The 13,827-nt window shown below is 55.6% G+C and carries 11 protein-coding genes and 1 pseudogene; 3 read left to right on the top strand and 9 right to left on the bottom strand.

Annotation, left to right across the window (positions count from 1 at the left end; translation table 11 throughout):
- Positions 1-38 precede the first annotated feature (38 nt).
- The 5 genes and pseudogenes from A7P97_RS10405 to A7P97_RS05210 form a co-directional block, all read right to left on the bottom strand.
- A pseudogene (locus A7P97_RS10405) lies at positions 39-408 on the bottom strand (ubiquinol-cytochrome c reductase iron-sulfur subunit N-terminal domain-containing protein); the annotation flags it as partial.
- Positions 409-706: 298 nt separating this feature from the next.
- A complete protein-coding gene (locus A7P97_RS05225; protein WP_067530672.1) occupies positions 707-1,456 on the bottom strand; it encodes a Nif3-like dinuclear metal center hexameric protein in 750 nt (249 codons plus the stop codon).
- Between the two features lie 88 nt (positions 1,457-1,544).
- Positions 1,545-2,729: an SGNH/GDSL hydrolase family protein gene (locus A7P97_RS05220; RefSeq protein ID WP_082887609.1), complete on the bottom strand. Its 1,185-nt coding sequence runs from the start codon at positions 2,727-2,729 to the stop codon at positions 1,545-1,547.
- Positions 2,730-2,768: 39 nt separating this feature from the next.
- The gene (locus tag A7P97_RS05215) at positions 2,769-3,791 is read right to left on the bottom strand and encodes a DUF459 domain-containing protein (RefSeq protein ID WP_067530991.1); all 1,023 of its coding nucleotides are present in this window, start codon (positions 3,789-3,791) and stop codon (positions 2,769-2,771) included.
- A 425-nt stretch (positions 3,792-4,216) separates the two neighbouring features.
- A complete protein-coding gene (locus A7P97_RS05210) occupies positions 4,217-5,653 on the bottom strand; it encodes an MBOAT family protein (protein WP_067530671.1) in 1,437 nt (478 codons plus the stop codon).
- 293 nt (positions 5,654-5,946) lie between these two features.
- Here A7P97_RS05210 and brnQ point away from each other — a divergent pair, with 293 nt between their 5' ends.
- A complete protein-coding gene (brnQ, locus tag A7P97_RS05205; RefSeq protein ID WP_067530670.1) occupies positions 5,947-7,278 on the top strand; it encodes a branched-chain amino acid transport system II carrier protein in 1,332 nt (443 codons plus the stop codon).
- Positions 7,279-7,451: 173 nt separating this feature from the next.
- Here the strand turns inward: brnQ and A7P97_RS05200 are convergent, their stop codons facing one another.
- The 3 genes from A7P97_RS05200 to rph all read right to left on the bottom strand — a co-directional run bounded on the left by A7P97_RS05200 (position 7,452) and on the right by rph (position 10,014).
- Entirely contained in the window at positions 7,452-8,351 is a 900-nt protein-coding gene (locus tag A7P97_RS05200) for a Dyp-type peroxidase (RefSeq protein WP_067530669.1), read from the bottom strand.
- A gap of 131 nt (positions 8,352-8,482) precedes the next feature.
- On the bottom strand, positions 8,483-9,091 hold the full coding sequence (locus A7P97_RS05195; RefSeq protein WP_067530668.1) for a glutathione S-transferase family protein: 609 nt from the start codon (positions 9,089-9,091) through the stop codon (positions 8,483-8,485).
- A 188-nt stretch (positions 9,092-9,279) separates the two neighbouring features.
- Positions 9,280-10,014 carry a ribonuclease PH gene (gene rph / locus A7P97_RS05190; protein WP_067530667.1) on the bottom strand — a complete coding sequence of 245 codons (735 nt, stop codon included), beginning with the start codon at positions 10,012-10,014 and terminating at the stop codon, positions 9,280-9,282.
- Between the two features lie 242 nt (positions 10,015-10,256).
- Between rph and A7P97_RS05185 the strand changes: the two genes are divergently transcribed.
- Together A7P97_RS05185 and A7P97_RS05180 are read left to right on the top strand one after the other, a co-directional pair.
- Positions 10,257-10,817, top strand: coding sequence for a pseudouridine synthase (locus A7P97_RS05185; protein WP_067530666.1), 561 nt, complete (start codon positions 10,257-10,259; stop codon positions 10,815-10,817).
- An 80-nt stretch (positions 10,818-10,897) separates the two neighbouring features.
- Positions 10,898-11,767, top strand: a complete 870-nt coding sequence (locus A7P97_RS05180; RefSeq protein ID WP_067530665.1) for an NAD(P)H-hydrate dehydratase — start codon at positions 10,898-10,900, stop codon at positions 11,765-11,767.
- A gap of 274 nt (positions 11,768-12,041) precedes the next feature.
- Here the strand turns inward: A7P97_RS05180 and A7P97_RS05175 are convergent, their stop codons facing one another.
- Positions 12,042-13,583 (bottom strand): SurA N-terminal domain-containing protein, encoded by a 1,542-nt coding sequence (locus A7P97_RS05175; protein ID WP_067530664.1) that lies wholly within the window; start codon positions 13,581-13,583, stop codon positions 12,042-12,044.
- Positions 13,584-13,827: the final 244 nt, after the last annotated feature.

Here is a 13,827-nt window from a genome sequence, read left to right as displayed (position 1 = left end):
TAGTTTGATTGGTCATGATTTGTTCCTCGGTATAAGCTGTCTTCACCCACGCGGATGGTGGTTTCAGTATAGATATTTATAAGGAGGGATCACCAGATTGGACGGCGCTGGCATTCCTTTGAACGCACGGCTGACCAAGTTGAATTTGGAACCATAGCACAGGCAAAAGAAGCCCCCCTTTCCAGCGTGCACCAAAATCCACTTGCCGCGTCACTCGGCGGTAACCAACTGGCCGGTTTCAATTTTTCTCATGTCGATGTCGATCGGCGCAACGGTTACTTTGGCCTTTTCCGAAGGGAAAAACTGACAACGAAAGGCTGGCTACCACCAGCGCACCACACCGGCGGCTCCGGCAGTGGCCAGTACCAAAAAGCGCCGTTGTTCTTGATTGATTTCTTGGTTAGTCATTACTCAATCATCCTAATACTTTAAAAATACCGAAATACCAAGGCTTTTGCACAACAGCCGTTGTGGCGTCGCAAAGAGGCAACTTTGCAAAGGCCTCATCCTGCCAATAGCGCAGCGGCGTGATTTAACTTAACCTAAATCAACACTTAAAGAAATATTTAAAATAAAGTAAAGATTTGTCTTACCGCAGCAGGGGACATGGGCATAAGTGCAACAATGTAACAACTTGTTCAAATGATAAAAATGCATCCAAGGCTACCTGAAAAGCAAGATGTAAAGATTACACGACAACTTAAACTTAGGCTGGATTGTCTTCATCAAAAAACAGGCATTCCAGCGGCCATTCTTGCTGTAACCGTGCCGACAGCGCTTGGATGCCGTAACGTTCGGTTGCATGGTGGCCGGCACTCACAAACAGCACGCCATTTTCCTGCGCCAAATGATATTGCGCTTCGGAAATCTCACCGGTAACGAAGGCATCTACGCCCATATCGATTGCCTGTTGGAAAAAGCCCTGCGCCCCACCGGTACACCAAGCCAGCTTGCGCACCGGCCGCGACAAATCACCGGCAAATATCGGCTGTCGCCCCAAACGCTCAGCCAGATTAGCCAGCAGCGTATGGCCGTCTGCCTCTGCCTCTGGTGTGCCGAACATAAGTAGGTTTTGCTCACCGGTTTGGCCTTCTATGTGCCACCCCATGCGTAATGCCAGCTGAGCGTTATTACCCAGTTCAGGGTGGGCATCGAGCGGCAGGTGATAGCCAGCCATATTGATGTTGTGCCGGATAAGCGTGGCGATGCGGCGGTGTTTCCAGCCGGTGATGGTGATCGGCTCGCTTTTCCAAAACAGGCCGTGGTGCACCAAAAGCATATCGGCATCCTGCGCCACGGCATAATCGATGGCGGCCTGGCTGGCGGTAACGGCACACACGATTTTATGCACTTCTTCCCGCCCTTCCACCTGCAGGCCGTTGGGGGCGTAGTCGAGGAATTCGGCAGTGAGCAAAAATTCGTTGCACCAGCGGATGATGTCTTGGCATTGCGGCATGGTTGGGCTCCGGAGCGAATGGGTAATGGGTCTATTGTATTTTCAGGTAGCCTCGTATCTAAGGCTACCTGAAATCTGTTTGGGCGGGTCATTTATTGGCCAGTTTGATGATGTCGTCGGCCAGTTTGCCAGCAGCGGTTTGGTAACCTTGAGCGGTGAAATGCACACCGTCGCGCGCGCCTAAGCCTTGTGCCATCCAGCTTTTCATACTGCACGCGCCCCCCATAGCAGCCTGCCACGACCAATACAAAATTTGCTCCTGCTGTGCCACTTCGCGCTGCATTTGCTGTATGGCGTCAAGATAAGGCGGGCGTTGGCCGCATTGGCCGTGCCGTCCTTGAAGCGACTCGGGTGCGCCGATAATCAGGATGCCGGCACCAGGCAGGGCTTCGCGGATTTTATGGATGGTATTGGCCCAGATGCGTTTGGTTTGCGCCATGTCGAGACGGCTGTTAAATGCCTCGTTGGTGCCGTAGGCCAGGATGACCAAATCAGCCTGGGTGGCAGACAAATCCTGCTGCCAATCGGCGCGCCAGCCGCTCCATTGGGAGAGCTGCGAGCCATTGATGCCCATGGCCGATACGGTTACGCCGGGGCGGTTGTTTTCGATGTTGATGTGGCCGATTTCCCAAATATCGCCAGCTTGAGCACGGTAGCTGAGCGGCAGCTGGGAGGTGAAGGAGAAATACTGCCAAGCGTTACTGCCGAGATTGGGCAGGGAGGCGACTTGGCTGCCTTGCGCGCCGTACACTTTAAGTTCGCTGTCGGCAAACACGGGACGGGCGGTGATGGTGATTTGTTGGGCTTCGCTGATAGGGCTGCGGGGGTTAACGGTTACGCCACCGCTGCCGCCAGAGGAGCGGCTAAGAATGCCGCCCAATGGGAATTCGGCACGGGCGTTGCGGTTGCTCAACACCTGCCAGCCGCTGCTGCTATGCAGCACTTGGGCGTTACGCTGGCCGGATACAGTGTTGGGATATACCCAGCCGATGCCGCCATCACCCCACTGTTGTTGCAGGCGGGTGCGCAATTCGTTGGTGAAGTAGTCGCCGGCGGTATGAGAGTCGCCCAGCTGGATGATGCGGAATTTCACGTCGTCCCCACGGTTGAGCCGTTGCAGCTTGTCGAGCCACACGGGCTGCCAGCTGCCGTAGTTGGTGAGCTCGGCTTTTTCAGAAGAGCCTTGGGCGGCGATTTCGGCGCTGCAGGCCTGGCAGGCGAGCAGGCAGACAGTCATTAAGGCCAGTTGGCGGCCTTTTTTGGAAAACAACATTACTCTAGCTATCCTTAAATTATGATTTTCTATTCGCCATCACAGTTTCGGAGGCGGTGGGGTGGCGGGCGCAACGGAATTGGTGGGCTGATAGTCGATGCGGCCTGCTATCTGGTCGGCCAGAAGCTGTTGCCCCTTTATGGTGAAATGAATGCCGTCTTTACTGCGCAAACGGACGGTTTGTCCGTTGATGCTGATGCTGTCTCGGTATTTCCCATCTTCGCCACCCATGATTTTGTCGGTAGGTAACCAGATGGTTTTTCCGGCCAGCTCACTGGCAAATAGGCTGTCTAAGTAACGCATTTGGGCATTGAAGCGGGTACTCTTCATCAGCGGAATGCCCAGCCAGATAATCTGAACGTTAGCTGCTTTGGCGGCAACAACAATGCGTTCAATACGTTGCCGGTAAACCTGTTCCCATTCAGGGCTTTGGAATTTCAGGTAGCTTTGGGTTCCCGGCTCAGGATTGGGGAAATCCCAAGGGTCGTTTGGCCCCAGGAACACCACCAGCAACTTGATTTTTTGATCTTCCCGCAAGATTTTTTCTATGGTGCCCGGCCAGTCGAAGAAGCTGGGGTACGAAAGGCCAGTGCTTTGACGGCTGAGGTTGAGTGAGTCGATGCCGTATTGGCTGCTCAACCATCTCTGTACATGCGGCGCTACACCTTCCATCATGGAATCGCCGGCAAAGAATACTTTGTCGCCTGCTGAAAGCTGCACGCACTCGTGCAGTGGTTTGGATGCGGTGTTTTGTGCCGCAGCCGGCTCGGAAGCGGATTTGGTTCTGGTTTCGGGCGGTACAGCAGATGCAGTGGGTAACACTACACCCGGCGGGGTGTATGCGGTGGCGTGCTGCTCGCGCCAGCTTTTGTTTTCGGCTTCCAGCCAGCTTAGGGCAGCTTCATGCCGCTGCAAGGCTGCCTGCTGCCAACGGCTGCCGTTACGCCACCAACCATAGTCGGTTAATTTTTCCAAAGGGCTAGCACGGTGGTAGGTTTGCTGCCAATAGGCGTTGATAGAATCTTGACTAAACCACACGGTGAACAGTGCAGTGAGCAGCATAGCCGCATACAGCCGCCACACCGGGGAGGTGGGCTTGCTTTGGTTATCCGGTGTTGCACTCGGGATGCCGATTGCGTCGGCCACGGAGTGAGCGGTTTTGGCCGGACGCACGGTAGCAAATTGTGCAGGTTTCGGTTTGCGCTGCGGCGTTTTGTGCCCTGCTCTGGTTGTTTTGCCTGAGGCTACCTGAGAATGGGTTAGCGATGCGGATTCGGTTTTGGCCGCTTTGGCTGCGGGTTTGGCTTGCGAATCGGGGTTGGTTGCTACCTGCTCCGATACAGATACCGGTAATTCCAGCTGCTCAGGGCGTTTTTTCGTACTAGATTTGCGGCGTGCGGCTTTGTTGCGGTGTTTGTTCTTATTGGCTCTGCGTTTGGCTTTGCTGGGATTCATAACTGCCCAATCCTTTCTTATTATTATGGTTATTAAAAGTTGGCATACATAAAGCCCGGAATGCCGGAAGGGGCAAACACCATCAATAGCCACATGGCGGCACCCATCGGTAGCGGCCATATCCACATCGGCAGGCGTTCCAAGAGCACTATTGCGCTGTCAAACAGCTTGGATAAGAGGCCGTAGGCGGCCAGTGCGAACACCATCGCACCCAGCACTAATAAGGTTTCCAATTCCGGTACGCCACTGCCGCCTCCACCCAACAACGATCGGAACATCAGCCCGGTATCGGCCAGACTTTCAGTGCGGAATACTACAAAGGTGAGACAGACAAAGTTTACGGTAAACAGTACCGCTACTAGTTTACCAAAACGGGACAAGCCGGACAGTTTCTCGCGCCCGCCCAGCATTTTATCACCGATATTCAGCCCCACCAGCCCAACGCCGTGCAACGCGCCCCACAGCAGGAAATTCCAACCATGGCCGTGCCAGATGCCGGAGAGCAGCATGGCAATCATCAAATTGATTTGTGTGCGCCGCCAGCCTTTGCGGCTGCCGCCCAGCGGGATATAGATGTAGTCGCGAATCCAGGTGGAGAGCGTGATGTGCCAGCGGTTCCAAAAATCGCGCAGATTAAACGCGCGTAGTGGCATGGCGAAGTTTTGCGGCAGCTGAAAGCCGAGCAACATGGCCATGCCCACCACCAAATCGGTGTAGCCGGAAAAATCCATAAATAGTTGAACGGTGTAGCCATACATCGCAGTGAGCACTGTGATGGAGTCGTATTGCAGCGGGTTTTCAAACACCGGATCCACCCAGTTGCCGCCTAGCGCCCCGGCCAGCCACCATTTTTTGCAGATACCCAGCACAATCAGGCCAATAGCCAACGCCGGGCGGATCATGGTGCGCGGTTGTTCGCTGCGGATTTGCGCCGTCATGCCGCCGTCTGTGCCATAGATGCTTTTTAATTGGCCGGTACGGGCAATCGGGCCGGAAGTGATGGTGGGGAAAAAGCTGAAATACAGCAAAAGCTCGCGCCATTTGAGCCGCACGTCTTCATTGCGGTAGAGCGACACCAGATAAGCCACGCCTTGAAAGGTGTAATAGGAAATGCCCAGCGGCATCAGAATACCCAGTGCCGCATCGTGCCCGCTTCGCTGCAACAGCGGCAGGAAGAAATCCACATATTTGAAAAACGACAAATTCAACATCGCCAGCAGCACGCCAACCGTGAACCATCTGCGACGCGCCGTCTGTCCCCTTCCCTGCGACAGACCGGCAGCAATCAACGTAGTACCCAGTGAAAACGCTAGCACGGCCACGGCAAACCCCCAATGCAAATGCCACAACCAACCCAACCCAGCAAATAGCAATAGCCAATTCTGCCAGCGCGGCCGCTTGGCCAACAGCCAGTAAACAGGGAAGAAGCACAGGAAAAAGGCAGCAAATTCTATTGACAGCAGCGGCATAAAATCAGCGCAAAGAAAGAAAGGGGTAATTCGTTGGCGGAATTATCGAATTATACTGTGTCCTTCTGCCTGGATAAAGCCTTTTACATCTTCTGTGCCGTGTAGATTTGGTTTCAGGCAGATCGCTTTTCCCAGGTAGCTTCAAAAGGGCTACCTGAAAGCATAAGCTTCAACGAAGCCAAAATCCGTTTAGCCAGCCGCCCTATCCCTTTAACAGCCGATTCGGTATCATAATACTTTTTTACCGCAGCTATCGGCCATATCCAAGCAATAGTAGCCTACCAGAGAACATCATGAATAAAAACACCTTTATTATCGGCTTTATGCTGTTTGCCATCTTTTTTGGCGCCGGCAACCTGATTTTTCCGCCCACTCTCGGCCTCAATAGCGGCCCCGAATTCTGGAGCACCCTCCTCGGCTTCGTGATTACCGGCGTCGGCCTGCCTCTGTTGGGTATCATGGTAAGCGCTTTCTATCACAATGGCTACAAAACCTCCCTCACCCGCATCCACCCTTGGTTTGCCGTCATTTTTCTGATGGCGATTTATCTCACCATCGGCCCCTTCTTCGCCATCCCGCGCACCGGTGCCACTTCCTATGAAATGGCCGTGCTGCCCTTTATCGGCGAAGCTGGCAGCGGCTCGCTTCTCGCCTTCACCGTGGTTTACTACGCCATCACCCTGTGGCTGAGCCTGAACCCCTCCAAAATGGTAGAGCGCATCGGCGCCATCCTCACTCCCGCTTTGCTCGTCGCCATCCTTGCCCTGATCGGCAAATCCGTATGGTGGCTCTATGGCAACCCAACCACCATGCTTGCCACCAACTTCGGCGGCCAATCCGCCTTCTTAGCCGGTTTTATCGGCGGCTATCAAACCATGGACGTGCTCGCCTCCGTAGCCTTTTCCGTGATTGTGATCAATGCCATCAAGGCCAAAATGCCGGCGGATCAGCGCGATAACCAAGTGGTGATGAAGCAAACCTTTGTGGCCGGCATCATCGCCGCAATATCGCTGGCTATTATTTATGTCGGCCTGGCCTGGGTGAGCAACCGCCTGCCCGTGTCGCCCGACACCCTGGCCGATTTGGCTGCCAAACAGCAAGACATCGGCTCCTTCCTGCTCAATACCGCCGCCTATCAAACCTTCGGCAGCTTCGGCCGTATCCTGTTCGGCATCATCGTTACCCTCGCCTGCCTCACCACCTCGGTCGGCTTGGTGACCGCCGTGGGCGAATTCTTCTATGGACTGTTCCCGCGCATCCGCTACAGCAGCTATGTCATCGCGGTAACCCTCGTGAGCTTCATCCTGGCCAACCAAGGCTTGAGCGCCGTTATCGGCAAATCTGTGCCCGTATTGATGGTGCTCTACCCGATTGCCATGACCATCCTGCTGCTGCTGATTATCGACAACTTCATCCGCCCGATGCCCCTGCTTGCCCACCGCCTCGCCACCGGCCTGGCTACCGCGGTTTCCATCCTCTCCGTGGCCGGTGCAGGTTTTACCGAACAACTGCCGTTGAAAGCCTATTCGCTGGAGTGGCTACCCTTCGCCCTGGCCGGGATTGTGCTCGGCGGCATCATCGGCAAAATAGCCGGCGGTAAACCGGCTGATCAGGAAACAGTTTGATTAATTAGATTGCTTGATAGCGAGACAAGTAAGGCTACCTGAAACAAACGCGGCGCCGTTCCGCAATGTTTTCAGGTAGCCTTTTATAGCAAGCCAACCCATGTTCTCATTAGATTAAAGGCTACCTGAATTCTAGGTAGCCTTTATATTGTCGGCCAATCAAATCTGCAACATCACAGATCAACCAAGCGCTCCACGCTCGGCGCGTAGTAGTAGGCACTGCGTTTGGCGGTGGACATATATTTCAGCAGCAGGTCGATTTTGCCGTCTTTTTCACCGAACATGAATTTCAGCTGTTCGTCGATATTGTGCAGGCTGGCGCTGTAGGCGATGAATTGCAGGCCGTGCTCGCCGCTCACTTGGCCGAAAGGCAGGCTGCGGCGCACGATTTTCAGGCCGACGCCGTTTTCTTTGATGTTGGTGCGGCCCAGGTGCGAATCGGGCAAACGGTCTTCGCGGGCAAATTCGATGTTGTCGGCCTTGCTGCGCCCGACGGCCTGCTCCTGCTCTTTCACACTGATGCCGTCCCATTTTTTCAGGTCATGCAGGTATTGTTGCAGTACCACATAGCTGCCGCCCGCACTTTTCCCTTCGGCGATGATGCCGACGGAAGCGATTTCTTCGTCGCCGTGCGGGTTTTCTGTGCCGTCCACAAAGCCGTCCAACCCGCGCTCTTCCGGCATACGGAATCCGTGGGTTTCGTTTTTTATTTCAAGCGATTCGCCGAAAGCGGCCAGCACTTTTTCCGCCAGCAAATAGTTCAGGCCGGTGTGGGTGGATTGGATATGGATCATCAAATCGCACTGGGTGGCGGGGCACAGGCCGTTGCCCAGCGGCACGAAGGGGCGGATTTCTTCGCCTTCGCCGCTGTGGTTCAGGCCGCGCCAGAAGTCTGCACCGAAGGCGATGGTCACACCCAACTCGTGGCCGGGGAAACGGGTTTGGCAGTCGGCCAGCGCGGCGAGGGCTTCGCGGCAGGCGGTTTTGACTTTGGCCGCATCACGCACGTCGGCCTCGATATAAATAGCGGCGGTGATGGTTTCCGGGATGATAGCGGTTTGCGGAGTACTCATGCTGGTGATCCTTTACTTATCTTTCGGTATTGCTTTGGCTATGCACGCATTATAACGGCAGGCTACCTGAAAATTCGGTGGCGCTGTTTTTCAGGTAGCCTTTGGCCGTATCGGCGGGGATACGGATAGGGCTAAACCAAACTCTGCCGCAGTTGCGCCAAAGTGGCGGGGCGGGTTTCCAAGTTTTCCGGCGACACGGCGCGCACGTCGGCGCGGGCGGTGAAGTGTGCCAATGCGCTTTGGTTGGCGGGGCTGAGGTGGGGCTGCAAATCAGGCAGGCGGTATTGCATGAACACCCAGGCCATGCCCAGCGCGAGGTGGGCAACGTCGCCGCTCTCGGCATCCAGCTGCGGGGCGGCGGCCAGGCCTCGGATGCAGGCGGCGCGGGCGCGTTCGGTGAGCGGGTGGTCGGGGGTATTTTCGGCTTTGAATTTTTGCAGGCCGAAGAGTTTCACCAGCTGGTCGAGCAGGGAGAAGGCAAAGGCGGCGGTGGCGGTTTGCTCGGCGGTGTGCAGGGGGTGGCCGAGCAGGAAGTCCAAGATAAACGGGCTGTTGCCGATGACGGTACCGCTGTCGGTTTGCAAAACGGGCACTTGGGAGAAGGGGTTGAGGGCTTGGAGCTCAGCGGGGTTTTCCCAAGGGTTGGTGTAGGCAATGGCGAAATCGAGCTCATGCCGCGGAAGGGTGGCGAGCAGGACAAGGCGGCCATAGGGGGAAGTGGGGCTGGTGTAGAGTTTCATGGGTTTCCTTCGTTTTGATTGCGGTTGGTTTTGAACTTCGGTGCAGCTAGGTTTTGGCTTCGCAGAAAGTCGGCTTCTTTCGGAAACTTCGTTTTCAGGTAGCCTGTTGTATGCTTTGAGACTACCTGAAAATGCCGCCGCAACGAATTTGCAATGGATTGCGGCGTTAAACCGGCTTTCAGGTAGCCTTAGCCGGCAGCAGCAATGGCGGCTTGCTGGTGTTGCAGCAGTTCGGCGATGCCTTTTTGGCCGAGCGCGAGCAGTTGGGTGAGTGCGGCGGGGCTGAAGGCGGCGCCTTCGGCGGTTCCTTGGATTTCGATGATGTTGCCGGAGGCGGTCATCACGAGGTTGATGTCGCTGTCGCAGCCGGAGTCTTCGGGGTAGTCCAAATCAATCAGGGGCACGCCGCCGACGATGCCGAGCGATACGGCGGCCACGGCTTCGCGGATCGGGTTGTGCGCGAGTTTGCCTGCGGCCAAGAGCTTGCCCACAGCCAAATGCAAGGCGACATATGCGCCGGTGATGCTGGCGGTGCGGGTACCGCCGTCGGCTTGAATTACGTCGCAATCGATCAGGATTTGGCGTTCGCCCAGCCGGCTTAAATCCACAGCGGCACGCAGGGAGCGGCCGATCAGGCGTTGGATTTCCTGGGTGCGGCCGGATTGCTTACCTTGGGCGGCTTCGCGGCGCATGCGGCTGGCAGTGGAGGCGGGGAGCATGCCGTATTCGGCGGTTACCCAGCCTTGGTTTTTGCCACGCAGAAAGGGAGGAACGGATTCGTCGATGCTGGCGGTGCAAATCACTTTGGTGTTGCCGCAGGCAATCAGGGCGGAGCCGTCGGCATGGGGCAGGAAGTGAGGGATGATACTGATGGAGCGCAGTTGGTCGGCGGCACGGCCGGTGCGGATGGGGGCTGGGGACATGGTGTTCTCGCTATGTAGATGGGGATTAGGCCTTGGCTTGGCAGAAACTTCGCTACGTTCCAACTTTGTTGCAGCTTGCGTTTTCAGGTAGCCTCAACTCAGCCAGGGATGATTATACCGCCAGATGGCTTGCATTGCTTGGAAATACGGGCGTAGGTGGCTAGAATAGCTTTGATTTCAGCTATATAATCTAGCCATTTCAGCCCAAAAGGCTACCTGAAACCCCAACCGGCCTGCACACCATGTCTGATTTAATCGTTTTCAACAAGCCCTATGGGGTTATCTGCCAATTCAGCCCGCACGAGAAACACCGCTCGCTGAAAGAGTTTATCGGGCTGCCCGATGTTTATCCCGCCGGGCGGCTGGACACCGACAGCGAAGGCCTGCTGCTGCTCACGGCCGACGGCCGCCTGCAAGCCAAAATTGCCGACCCTCGCCACAAAACGGTGAAAACCTATTGGGCGCAGCTCGAAGGCAGCCCGGACGAAGCAAAACTGGATTTGTTGCGGCGTAGTGTGGATTTGGGCGATTTCGTTACCCGCCCGGCGCAGATCAGGCTACCTGAAAAATCGGAAACCGACCGCCTGTGGCCGCGCGTGCCGCCGATTCGGGTGCGCAAGAGCGTGCCGGATTTTTGGCTGGAAATCCGCATCAGCGAAGGCAAAAACCGCCAAGTGCGCCGCATGACGGCCAAGGCGGGCTACCCCTGCCTGCGGCTGGTGCGCGTGGGCATCGGTCGGCTGGATTTGTGGCAGCTGGATTTGGCACCAGGTCAATGGCGGCCTGCACCGTATTTGCCCTAGCTCAATATTCGGCGTAATGGCCGTACTCTCGGTATGCCGTTTGCTTGGCATTTGTCTAATTAAATAACACGAGGTTTGATATGGCAGATTTATCCCAGCAGTTGGCGCAGTGGCAGCATACTGCCCGTTTCCGTTTTCCCCTTTTAGTCAAGCCGCGCGCGGAAGACAGCCATAAAGGCACTTTCGGCACGGTGGCCGTGCTGGGCAGCGCGGCCGGCATGGCCGGTTCCGGTGTGTTGGCGGCCAGTGCGGCCTTGAAAGGCGGGGCGGGCAAAGTGTGGCTCGGTTTTGCGCAAAACAGCCTGCCGATACCGTATCTGCCCAATTATCCGGAAATCATGATCACCACCGCCGCGCAGCTGGTGCAGCGGCGCGACATCAGCGTTTACGCTATTGGCTGCGGCCTGGGCATGAGCGATGCTTCGCGCCAGCTGTTGGAGCAGACCACGGCGGCAGCCATCCATACCGATGCACCGCTGCTGCTGGATGCCGATGCGCTGAACCTGCTGGCAGTGGAAACAATGTTTTTGCCCAATAATGTGGTGCTCACGCCTCATCCGCTGGAAGCGGCACGCCTGCTGGGTATTACGGTGGAAGAGGTGCAGGGTAACCGCTATTTGGCGGCAACCCAGATTGCCGAGCGCTACGGCAGCTATGTGGTGCTCAAGGGTGCGAATACCGTGGTGTGCACGCCGAACGGGCGGATTGTGTATGAAAACGACAGCGGCAATCCCGGCTTGGCCACCGCTGGCAGTGGCGACGTATTGAGCGGCCTAATGGCCGCCCTGCTGGCGCAACATCTGCCCATGCAAGATGCGGCCTGCGCGGCAGTGTGGATGCATGGCACGGCGGCAGAGCTGCTGGCTACCCGAGGCATCGGCCCCATCGGTCTGACTGCGGGTGAAATTGCCGATGCGGTGCGCGAACTGCGCAATCTGGCCGCGGGTTAGGCTGGATAGTCGGCTTGCTCCAAACATAATTGCAGTAATAGAAAGGCTACCTGAAAGTTTCAGGTAGCCTTTATCGTGTCTATGCAAGGTATCAGTTTGCTTCTACTCTATTGACGCAAGAAGCTGGAACGAATGCAGCCTAACAAACCAATATTTCCTAACATCATTGAAACTCTCAAGCCGCCCTTCCCTGCTATCACTCAGCCGAAGCTAAGTAGAAATAGCAAAAGGCTACCTGAAACTTTCAGGTAGCCTTTTCAAGTGGCAAAATCAATCAGTTTTCATCCCGATCCAATTTCTGCGAGCCATGCTGTATCGGGTATTTGCGTTGCAGCACTTGCAAGTATTGGCGGTAGAACGCTTCGGTATTGCGTCCGGCAATTTGTTGGCGCAGCTCCGGCAACTGCTGTTTGCTGTTTTCTGGCAGGCTGATGGCGCGCACCTCCACCAAAGCGGCATTGCCGTTGGGCAGGGTAATCACTGCGTAGCCGGGTTTGCCGTTTTGCGGATGGGCTTTCACGATGGCGGCAAAGTTTTGCAGGCCGATGGCTTGTTGCAGCTGGGTGGCACCGGCTTTTTCCGGATTGCTCCATTGCAGGTTATCCACCGCTTTGCCGGCTTGTAGGTTGTCCAAGGCTTGGGCTGCGGCAGCTTGTGTCAACTTGGCGCTCTCCACGGCCACATAATCCTTACGCACCGCTTCCTTGGCTTCTTCAAAGCTTTGATTGCGGGCTTTGCTCACATCGGTGGCACGCAACACGCGCAATACGCCGTTGCCCATGTCCAATACTTCGGAGTTATGGCGGCGATCGATCACCTCGGCGCTGAACATGGCTTCCTGCACGGCCTGCGGCAGTTTGGCGGCGGCAGCTTCGGGCTGGCTGAGCCACTCTTCGTGTTTTTGCAACGGCAGCTTCATTTCCTGCGCTACTTTTTGTAGGCTGTCGGGGTTGTCGAAAGCCAATTGTGCCAACTGCTCGCGTGCATTGCCCAAGGCTTGTGCGGCTTTGCGTTGACGCACGCTCTCTTCTAACTGAGCTTTCACGCTCTCAAACGGCGGTTTGGCTTCGCTGGCGACGGTGGGCAGATTGCGGTAGGCTTCTTGCAATTCCTGCGCACTCACAGTTTGCTGTTTGGCCAGCTCTTCCACGTTCAAATCAACAAACTCAAGTTTCACTGCCAAAGGCAAGGCATATTTGGCTTTATTGGCTTCAAAATAGCTGTGCAAGGCGGCATCAGTAGGCTGTACTTTGCTGGCAAAATCGGTCGCATTGAAGGGCGCAGTACGCAGCTCGCGCTCGCTGCCGGTAAGAGCAAGGATTTGGTTTGCCTGGCTGTCGCTAACGATATTGCCGTTGCTCAGCAGGCTGATAAGGGTTTGGCGGCGGTATTGGCTGCGCATTTCGTCAATCAGCTGGTCTTCAGTAATACCTCTTTGGCGCAGGTAAGCTTGAAATTGCTCGGAGCTGAATTGGCCGTTGATTTGGAATGAAGGATCGCGCGTAATCACGCCCTTGATTTGCTCAATAGAAAGCTCGCCAACGCCCAGCTCTACCGCACCCTGATCAAAATAGGCTTGCTGCACCAGCGATTGGTAAACGTCGTCTTTGCTGATGGGTTGGTCGCTATGGCGCGGCGCTTCCCTCAGCAGTTCCTGCACTTGCTCGGCAGTGATGTGGGTGTTGCCGATTTTGCTGATGTAGCTGCTGTGCATACCCGAAGTAAGGGTTTGGGCACCGAATCCCACAAAGGTAACAGTAATCAGCCCCAGGAGCACTTGAGACAGGCGGCGGTGTTTTTCGACGATGGCAAACATAAAAATAAAAAGGAAACGTGGTGAAAATTAAATGTGGTATTGTAACGGTTCTGCGGGTGGCGGGCTATAGCGAATTAACTTAACTTTCTCGGTGGCTTTGACTCGCTTTACCGTGCTGCTGGTGCTGTCGGCGGCTAGCTGTCTTGTATCGCAAGCAAATTTAATCCGCTATTGACTACAGACAGTTTATTATAGCCCGAGACCTCTGCTATCTTGCCAAACATAAGAGGCTACCTGAAAATAG

It is taken from the genome of Eikenella sp. NML070372, assembly GCF_001648415.1.
Lineage (GTDB): Bacteria > Pseudomonadota > Gammaproteobacteria > Burkholderiales > Neisseriaceae > Eikenella > Eikenella exigua.
The sequence above is the reverse complement of the archived record's forward strand: the minus strand, read 5'-3'. Positions and strand labels throughout refer to the sequence as shown.

Excerpts from the sequence above, each read along its gene's own strand:
- A7P97_RS05210 (WP_067530671.1), bottom strand. The coding sequence starts at position 5,653 with ATGCCGCTGCTGTCAATAGAATTTGCTGCCTTTTTCCTGTGCTTCTTC.
- A7P97_RS05195 (WP_067530668.1), bottom strand. The coding sequence starts at position 9,091 with ATGAAACTCTACACCAGCCCCACTTCCCCCTATGGCCGCCTTGTCCTG.
- A7P97_RS05185 (WP_067530666.1), top strand. The coding sequence starts at position 10,257 with ATGTCTGATTTAATCGTTTTCAACAAGCCCTATGGGGTTATCTGCCAA.
- A7P97_RS05215 (WP_067530991.1), bottom strand. The coding sequence starts at position 3,791 with ATGCTGCTCACTGCACTGTTCACCGTGTGGTTTAGTCAAGATTCTATC.
- A7P97_RS05225 (WP_067530672.1), bottom strand. The coding sequence starts at position 1,456 with ATGCCGCAATGCCAAGACATCATCCGCTGGTGCAACGAATTTTTGCTC.
- A7P97_RS05180 (WP_067530665.1), top strand. The coding sequence starts at position 10,898 with ATGGCAGATTTATCCCAGCAGTTGGCGCAGTGGCAGCATACTGCCCGT.
- A7P97_RS05200 (WP_067530669.1), bottom strand. The coding sequence starts at position 8,351 with ATGAGTACTCCGCAAACCGCTATCATCCCGGAAACCATCACCGCCGCT.
- A7P97_RS05220 (WP_082887609.1), bottom strand. The coding sequence starts at position 2,729 with ATGTTGTTTTCCAAAAAAGGCCGCCAACTGGCCTTAATGACTGTCTGC.
- A7P97_RS05175 (WP_067530664.1), bottom strand. The coding sequence starts at position 13,583 with ATGTTTGCCATCGTCGAAAAACACCGCCGCCTGTCTCAAGTGCTCCTG.
- brnQ (WP_067530670.1), top strand. The coding sequence starts at position 5,947 with ATGAATAAAAACACCTTTATTATCGGCTTTATGCTGTTTGCCATCTTT.
- rph (WP_067530667.1), bottom strand. The coding sequence starts at position 10,014 with ATGTCCCCAGCCCCCATCCGCACCGGCCGTGCCGCCGACCAACTGCGC.